Raw genomic sequence first — 8,487 nt, 5'->3', positions numbered from 1 at the left:
GTTGGGACCTTGTCCCTGTGAGAGTAGGACGTCGCCAAGCAAGCTTAAGACGAGTCAGAATGACTCGTCTTTTTTGTATGCTTTCATACCTCTATCGATTGCCTTTTTAACCGCTTCTAAATAGGAAAATCCATATTTTTGATCTGGTTCTAAGTAGGTTCCTTCTGCCCATTCGTTCCACGCATTGATAAATAAAAACTCACTGTTATAAAGAGAGTAAGTACGATGAATTTGCTTACTTAAATAGATTGCGAACTTTTCAGGAGTAGAACCTATAAAAATACTGCTATTTGAATTTTTGCGTCGTGCAGTGTTATCCCAATCAACGAAAGCTCCAGGGAATGTTTTTTTCTTTGGAGGAAATCGCTTTAATATATACATCCATACTTTATCGTAGTCCCAAGCATTTAATTGCATACCAGACTCATATATTGTTTTATTTATGTCTGAAGAGCTATCATGGGCAATTGTATAAAATGGTTCAAACTGAATGCTAGCATCGAACCCATTTATATCAGGGAGTGGAAAACTGTTTAATGTTTCTGTAAAGTATATACCTTTTAAACCGTTTTCTCGTGCTAATGCATTCCAATAATTAAGCATTTTTTCACAATCAGGAATATGTCCCGGGCGATAAATAATGAATAGAGGTTTATCATCTATACGAATATATCTTTTATCTTGGAACGCTTGTAATAAATATTCAAAGTGCTCTTTCCAATCTGATACATCTCCATAATCTTGAGGCATTAATATATGTTTATCAAGACCATCCCAAGATCTTGTCCATGGCTCATTTGCCCAAGAAAGGCAAAATGGAAAATCTGGTTCCCCTATCTTAAGTACCTCATTAAAAGGTGTTTCTAATAGCCTCTTACCTTTAAACCAGTAGTGATAATAACAAAAACCATATATACCGTATGCTTTCGCGATTTCTGCTTGCCATTTTCTTACGGATGGGGTAGTTAAGTCATAATAAAAATCTTGATAAGGTTCCCTAGGTTGATAATGTCCTGAAAATAAAGGTTGTGCATTTTTAGTATTCGTCCATTCAGTAAAACCTTTACCCCACCAGCGATCATTTTCTTTTATTTGATGGAATTGTGGTAAGTAAAAAGCGATTATTTTCAAGCTATATCCCCCTTATGTTCTTCGAAGTTCAAGTGGTGGGAAGTTACTTTTGATTTTGTGGAGCAAGTTTAAAACGAGAGATTTTATATTCTCTTACTGTTTTTGTATGCTACGTATTGGATTTAGTTTTATAGTTTGCTTAATACGAGAGTCTTGGGTGCTCTCATATATATGTCTGAAATAAAAAGTATCATTCATCATGAAATTAAGCGGATTACTATGAACGAAAGAAGTTAATCTTTCTGGAGAACAAATAGGGCCTGTGGTAACCGATTTACATCATCAAAAAAATCCCGCAGTTTTAGATACTTCTCATAATGCTTTTTAATATAGGTCATAGGTATAACAGTTTCTCCATAAAAGCTGCTATCTCTAACATCTCCTGCACCAGTAGGACTGTGTACAAAATTCCCATGTTCATAATCCGAGATAGCGCGATGTATATCTGGAAAAGCCTGAGATAAAGTTTTATGCCATCCTGTTTGAATTAATTCAGGGTGTTCCTTGAATTGTTGACAAAAATCGAGAAAATATCGTGCCTGTGTTGTTGCGATGAAGATTCCACCTGGACGTAGAATTCTTGAAAATTCTTTTATCCAATTTTCTGCAGTTTCTTCGGATAAATGTGAGAATACAGAATAAGCGAATATGATGTCTAATGAATTGTCACGAATAAATTCTACAGGAGGTTGTGGGCTTGCTGTTTTATATATCCCTCTTCCTAATGTTTCATTGCAAAGAGTAATCATGAAGGGATCTACATCAATCCCAAGCAGATTTTCATCCCGAACATCTTTGAACAAGAAGCGTATAATTCGTCCCCAACCGCAACCAAAGTCTAAAACTTTACTTTCTTTATCCAAGGGAACCCCTAAATTTTGAGCGTATGTTTTTATATGACTATAAAACAAATATGCTTCATATAGGGCGTGTTCATAGGAAGCACCTACAAATTGTTTTTGGATTTCTTCAGGGGGGAACATAGGTACGGTTACACCGTTTATTGTTGTTTCTGAGCAACTTTGTATAAATAGATTTAGAAGTTCAACGTCAGATAATGGACTAACAAGGTTATCAAAATCACTTCCTAACTTAAAATTATTCATTTGTTAAACCTCCGAATTACATAATGATAAAATTTATTTACGAGTTTTTTGTACTAATAAAAACATGCAAAAATTCAGCATCTAACCCTAATAATCTATCCTTTTGTAAATAAACAGTAGTATACATATTTGCCTGTGTATAAATATATTCAATCATATCTAGCCCCCAATCAAATGTTACTAAAGACCCATTCTCATCGATAGGGTTTCCATGATAAATGGGCTCTTCAATATGCTCAATTACTTCTTTATTCACTCTTGCTCTTTGCACAGTCTTTGTGAGTGTATGATACCAAGGGACAGTAAATACATGAGCACCACCGGGTTTTAATACTCGTTCTATTTCTTTAAATGCCTTGTTTGGCGTCATGACATGTTCAAAAACATCTTGAGTAATGAATAAATCAAAAGATTCACTGGGGAAGGTCATGTCTTCTAAATTTTCACATCTAATTCCTTGAAAGTATTGGCCGAGAGGATAGTTTTTAAAGTATTGAGAATATGTATAGTTTTTACAGTTTTTTATTAGTAGCTGAGTTGTAATTCCTCCAGGAGAGGATTCGTGGATATTATAGGAATTCCATTTTGGAAAAAATGTATTTAAAACATGGATTAAAGCTCGCTGCCTTGGTATAGAGTGGCATGTAGAACATAAGTAATGATCTCTAAGCCAATCATTATGTTCTATAAATGTAGTTTCCTTCTCGCAAATAACGCAGTACCCAGTATTGTGTTTCAAATTGTCTTCCACATGACATCACTCCTGTTTTAAATGCAATGTATTGATGGATAGTATGACACACTTCAACAATCAAAGGAATCAAAGAGAGTGGCTGAAAATTAGGAAACTCATATAAGTACGATTGATAGAAGGGAATAACCAGCTGAGGGATAATCCCGCGCGAATTACAGTGTCAATTTATGCTATGCGAGACATTCGCTTTTATTCATTGAAGAATGTATAGACTTAAAATATCCCTTTCTTGTATGGATACATTTCAAAGTCCTGTGCATATATTTCTGTAACTAAATCCATAGTTTCTTTATCGTAAAAGCTTTTATATGTTGGAAATTGGGGGAAGGCTTCATCTGTAATGCTAAGTTCTGCATAGCTGCCTTCATACATCATCTTATGAGTGCGATGATGATCTGAATTCGTAAGTATGGCTAGGTCCGACTTAATTAAACCGTATTCGTCTTCTATTTTGGGAATTTGCTTATTAAAATCTTCTAAAGGTATGTAGCGTTGGATGAAGGCTTCTTCCCCCTGAACATATTGCTGACTAAAATGTATATCCATTACTAGGGAGTTGGGACCAAGTGCTTGAACGTAATATAAAAATTGTTTAAATGATATTCCTTCATTACTATATTTGTCATTATAAAAACATTTTCGGATACTTTCCCATTGTGGGCTAGCATATGGATTGTCAGCAAGTAATAGAAATGAGCTAACGGCCCTTGTATAGGGATTTCGTACGAGTTTACAAACATCTTTTTTCCCTTTTAGAAGAACATTTTGTAACTCAGGTATGTAATTTTCTTTGTTTTTGTATACCCAGAACTCATAGTAATGAATAAAGTCATTGTATTTCTTTGCTTCAGTATATAATCCAATTTGAAAAAAGAACCAATTAGCTAATGTGGTGCATCCGCTTCTATGACTCCAAAATAGTATAAGGGGAAAGTCTTTATGGAAGTGTGGAATTCGATCTTTATGTAGAATTACATGGTTTAAAAGTTTTTGATTTATATTTTTCATGAGTTCTGTACTCCTTTTTCGAGAGTTTTGTGTATGTAGAAGCTTCTTTAAATGGAATACACGAGTGGAAATATAGGAAGAAAAGGTTGATTTTTTATTAATAAACTATATTCATGGGGGTGAGTAAATATTATGAGTGTTTTTTCGGACACTTTAGATAAGGTAGTGATTCTAAAATGAAAATATAAAATAAAGATAATGAAAATGTATAAGGGGCATACAATTACAAGAGGATGAATAATAAAAATGATCGAGTTCATGTATTTGCATTTCTAGGTGTGACGAGTAAAAAATTTGCTTACTAGAGAGAGGATATTATGAGGAAGAATAATTATTTAATAGTAGGTGGAAATAGTTTCATTGGTATTAACCTCACGTTAGGTTTATTAGAACAGGGGCAAAATGTAAAAGTATTTTCCAGGCATATAAATAATTTCCCTCGAAATATTATAAATGAAGTTGAATTTATTACAGGTGATTTAGAAAATGTTGAAGATATATATAAAGCTTTAGTGAATGTGGATATTATTATTTATTTAGCTGCGACGTCTAATGTAGCAACTTCCATCGAAGATATTTTTGGGGATATTAACAGTAGCCTTTTTTTTCTTAATTTCATGGAAAGTGTTAAAGATTTTCGTATTAAAAAAATTGTATTAGCATCTTCAGGGGGTACAGTTTATGGGGAACCTGAATATTTGCCTATTGATGAGAAGCATCCGTTGAAACCACTTTCTCCATATGGAATCACAAAAGTTTCGCTTGAGAATTATTTGTATTTTTATAAGCGAAACTACGGCATCGACTATGTTGTATGTAGATACTCTAATCCATATGGGAAATATCAAAATCCTTTAAAGAAAGTTGGGGCAATAAATTGTTTTTTGTACCAACATCTTAGTAATGAAAGGATTAATATATACGGGAATCCACAAGAGATTATTAGAGATTATATTTATATCGATGATTTAGTTGAAATTACTATACAACTATCACAATTAAATCGATTGAAATCTTGTGTATATAATATAGGAAGTGGCAAAGGTCTTTCTTTAAAACGAATTATAGTGGAATTGGAGAAAATAACAGAAAGAAAAGTAGACTTTATCTGTTATAAACCAAAACAAGAAAATGTTCAAAAAATCATTTTAAATATAGATAAGGTGAGACAAGAATTTAATTGGGAACCTAAAATAGATTTCAAAAGTGGAATTAGATTAAATAAGTTATGGATTGAAGAGTTCTTATATAGTAAAAAATAATAAACCATGCTCTACTTATATAAGCAGAGCATGGTTTATTATTTTATTTCTTTTTTTATTACCCAAAGATCTTGATGATCCCACCAAAACCCTTCAGTGTATTTTTTAATGATAGGGTTATAGGGTAATAACTTAATTTTGTCACACACGTAAGAGGGGCTAACTATCGTTTGGCCATATTGGTTAACATCTAAATCGAATTGTTCACTAGAAGGAAAGAACCAATAGCCTTGTTCATTTAAATTTGGAAATCCAAAGTATTTTTTACTTTGATACCCATGGGTGGTGAAAATGAATAAACCACCAGGTGAAACAGCACTATACAATGTTTGAAGCCAACGAAACCAAGTTGTATCAGGCATATGAGAAAAAAAGGATAGACAAAAAACAATATCGTACGTAGAAGTTTCCAATTTTAAATGTTCAGGTTCAGGATGAGATAATATAGAAGAATGATTTAATGTGTTTTCAATAAAAGTAATAGCTTCTTCATGTATATCACAAGCAGTTATACTCAAGTTTGCTTGTAGATTTAATAAATGGCGTGTTACGCAGCCATATCCAGATGCAAATTCTAATAATTTAATTGGATTGTCTGCAGGAGGATAAAAGGAAGTAATTAAGTCTAAGAGTATTTGTGCTGATTTTTGTCCATCTTTAAAATAATAATCTATCGCTTCTTTTTTAGAAGGAAAGATTGGATTAGTGACAAGGAACTGAAAAATGTGATCCTCAGGATGGATATTTGCGTTTACATTGTAGTTGTTTGCGATTTGAGAAATTAAGTTTTTATTTTCCTCTATAAATGCTTTCAAAGAGTATTCCCCCTAAATAATAGTAGCGTCTTATAAAAAATGCGGATAGTAAATAAAGTTCAAGGCTAAATGTTCAAGTATGTTTTTAGGTATTTTCTATATGTATACATCTTCATTTTAGAAATATCGTCGATAGTAAAGTTCTGTTTAATGAAATTCTGCATTTGTACAACTTCATTATAATGAGAATATGAATCTTCTGTTTTCGTTACACTATTTGTATGTCGTCTATGATAGTTTAGGGACTTTGGATTAAAGTGAATATGTCCCTCTTGCAGGATGGAAACATAGAAAAACCAATCACCAGCAACTTTAAATTTTGCTAGTTGTTTTTCTGTGTTTTTTATATCTATGTTTTTAAAAACTACACTTGAGACATTAGGTATAGTGTTTTTAATAAGTAACGTATCTTGTATTTCATCTATGCCTTTTCGAAAATAGGGGGTTTTCCATTTTTCTTTATCGATATCATTTGTGTAATTTAAATAATGATCAGCTATTACATTTCCTTGTTCGTCTATTTGTTTTGATTGTGTGTAGCTTAAGGTAACCTTGTTATTTATATGAAATCCATGTATCACCTCTTGTAAAAATGTCTTCTCACATAAATCATCTGATTCTGCGATCCAAATATAATCACCGGTTGCTGCGGAGACTCCTTTTATCCATTGTTTAAATACAGAACCAGAGTTTTTTTCGTTAATAATTCGTTGAACTTTCAGATGAGGCTTATTTTCTTTTGGGAGCAGCTTTTCAAATGTTGATACGCTATTGTCAGTAGAGGCGTCGTCTAGGAAAATTAGTTCGTAAAGGGGATAGGTTTGGTTTAATATTGATCTGACTCGGTCAGGTAAGTAGTGTTCATAATTATAGTTTGGTACAATTACACTTATTTTTTTGTAATTATGTTCGAGAAGCGCTAATAATTGATAAATGTAATTAAGAAAATTAAAGTTTTTTTCAATGAGCTCTTGGCCAAAGCTCCCCTTTTGTAAGCGTAACTCTTCATCTCCAATAAGTTCATATATTCTTTCGACCATTTTTGGTAAGTTTAAAAAGTCTACTAAGGCACCGGTTTTTTCTGTAACAACATCCTCAAAACCTCCAGCATTTTTAAAACCTATAACAGGAACCTTTGTATCTAATGCTTCTAAAACAACATTTGGAAAAGGGTCTTCCCTTGAGGTTAATAAATATAAATCAGCCCCGGCATTATATAAACCGATATCTGGAGTAGGATCAACTAATGTGAAATGTGCTTTATATCTTGGTGATAGAGTATCCATAAGGTGAACATCTGTTCTTCCTACCCAAATAAAATGAATATTAGTATGAACCTTTCTTACTGAGTAAGCAATAAATGAGAATAAATCTATTCCTTTTCGATAATCGGCGAAACCTACACCTAAAATAATTTTACTATCTAGAGGCAGGTTGAGTTTTTTGCGTAATTCATTTCTAGCCACTGTAATATTATTCTTATAAGGATTGTGGTTAAATAAACCTTGAGGGAGAATGTGACATTTTTGATGATCTAATTGCGTAATTGTAAGGAATTTTTCATATACGTATTGTGAAGGGAAGACAATTTTGTAAGCAGATTCAGCAATGTTTCTAGCTTTTCCTTCGGCAGAGTACTGTTGTATTAAATGCGGTAATTCATGTATTAACGAAATAACTTTTATATTGTGCCTAGCTAGTAATGCAACCATATCACCACTTATGACCGTACTGCATATGGCAATGGTATAGTCTTGTGATAATAAAGTCTTTATTAATAATTCGACCGTTTCTTCCGTGGGGTAGTCTTCCTCTAAGCAATAAACAGGACCATATTTTTGAAAATCGGGGATTAAAATGCCTGATCCAATAGAAATAATTGCGACGGAGTAATCGAAGTTTTCTTTAAGAGCTTTAATAGTATGTAAAGAAAGCAGCTGTGCTCCGTGGAAATGGGCATCATGGGATACATAAATGATTTTCTTATTAACATGCATTTCATAACGCCTCCTAAGTTTATTAGATTTCTTTACCTTTCTATCGACTTAGTAAAGGAAAAGAAGATAAGGAAGTATTTTATTTATAATCCCCTAGAGATAAGCGAGAGGGGAAAATGGTAATCTTAGCTCGGGTGCACTACTACCCTTAATATATATTTACTTAGCCTGACATTCATTCTTTAGAAAAGTATTAGTATTAAGCTAAAGGTTATAAATTGCCGATTATTAATTTGACTAAAGGAGTTTTAGAATCTCTAGGGATGGATTATAAATTAAGAGGTTTATAATTTATAAAATAAAAAACATAAAAGGTATTGACGATTAAGGGTTAGAAGTGTAATATAGAACAAGTCGCCGATGCAATAACGCAGAAAACGACAAACGAAATAAAAAACTTAGTTGACATTGAAA

7 protein-coding genes are annotated in these 8,487 nt (G+C 32.7%); 1 reads left to right on the top strand and 6 read right to left on the bottom strand.

Features of this window, described 5'->3' with window-relative positions:
• Positions 1 to 54: 54 nt before the first annotated feature.
• From JDS95_RS30095 to JDS95_RS30080, 4 genes are all read right to left on the bottom strand, one after another.
• Positions 55 to 1,131, bottom strand: a complete 1,077-nt coding sequence (locus JDS95_RS30095) for a glycosyltransferase WbsX family protein (RefSeq protein WP_000690969.1) — start codon at positions 1,129 to 1,131, stop codon at positions 55 to 57.
• A 233-nt stretch (positions 1,132 to 1,364) separates the two neighbouring features.
• Positions 1,365 to 2,237, bottom strand: a complete 873-nt coding sequence (locus JDS95_RS30090) for a class I SAM-dependent methyltransferase (protein ID WP_144467795.1) — start codon at positions 2,235 to 2,237, stop codon at positions 1,365 to 1,367.
• A 37-nt stretch (positions 2,238 to 2,274) separates the two neighbouring features.
• Positions 2,275 to 2,988: a class I SAM-dependent methyltransferase gene (locus JDS95_RS30085; RefSeq protein WP_199691027.1), complete on the bottom strand. Its 714-nt coding sequence runs from the start codon at positions 2,986 to 2,988 to the stop codon at positions 2,275 to 2,277.
• A 216-nt stretch (positions 2,989 to 3,204) separates the two neighbouring features.
• Entirely contained in the window at positions 3,205 to 3,999 is a 795-nt protein-coding gene (locus JDS95_RS30080) for a sulfotransferase family 2 domain-containing protein (protein WP_000790069.1), read from the bottom strand.
• Positions 4,000 to 4,316: 317 nt separating this feature from the next.
• On the opposite strand from JDS95_RS30080, the gene JDS95_RS30075 reads away from it, so the two are divergent.
• The gene (locus tag JDS95_RS30075; RefSeq protein ID WP_001230838.1) at positions 4,317 to 5,261 is read left to right on the top strand and encodes an NAD-dependent epimerase/dehydratase family protein; all 945 of its coding nucleotides are present in this window, start codon (positions 4,317 to 4,319) and stop codon (positions 5,259 to 5,261) included.
• A gap of 38 nt (positions 5,262 to 5,299) precedes the next feature.
• Here the strand turns inward: JDS95_RS30075 and JDS95_RS30070 are convergent, their stop codons facing one another.
• Positions 5,300 to 6,076 (bottom strand): class I SAM-dependent methyltransferase, encoded by a 777-nt coding sequence (locus JDS95_RS30070; protein ID WP_144467796.1) that lies wholly within the window; start codon positions 6,074 to 6,076, stop codon positions 5,300 to 5,302.
• A gap of 65 nt (positions 6,077 to 6,141) precedes the next feature.
• Positions 6,142 to 8,073 carry a glycosyltransferase gene (locus JDS95_RS30065; protein ID WP_000558355.1) on the bottom strand — a complete coding sequence of 644 codons (1,932 nt, stop codon included), beginning with the start codon at positions 8,071 to 8,073 and terminating at the stop codon, positions 6,142 to 6,144.
• Positions 8,074 to 8,487: the final 414 nt, after the last annotated feature.

The sequence above is a fragment of the Bacillus cereus group sp. N24 genome (assembly GCF_016483345.1).
GTDB lineage: Bacteria > Bacillota > Bacilli > Bacillales > Bacillaceae_G > Bacillus_A > Bacillus_A toyonensis.
The sequence above is the reverse complement of the archived record's forward strand: the minus strand, read 5'-3'. Positions and strand labels throughout refer to the sequence as shown.

Coding starts and splice junctions, on each gene's coding strand:
- JDS95_RS30090 (WP_144467795.1), bottom strand. CDS start 2,237: ATGAATAATTTTAAGTTAGGAAGTGATTTTGATAACCTTGTTAGTCCA.
- JDS95_RS30080 (WP_000790069.1), bottom strand. CDS start 3,999: ATGAAAAATATAAATCAAAAACTTTTAAACCATGTAATTCTACATAAA.
- JDS95_RS30075 (WP_001230838.1), top strand. CDS start 4,317: ATGAGGAAGAATAATTATTTAATAGTAGGTGGAAATAGTTTCATTGGT.
- JDS95_RS30065 (WP_000558355.1), bottom strand. CDS start 8,073: ATGCATGTTAATAAGAAAATCATTTATGTATCCCATGATGCCCATTTC.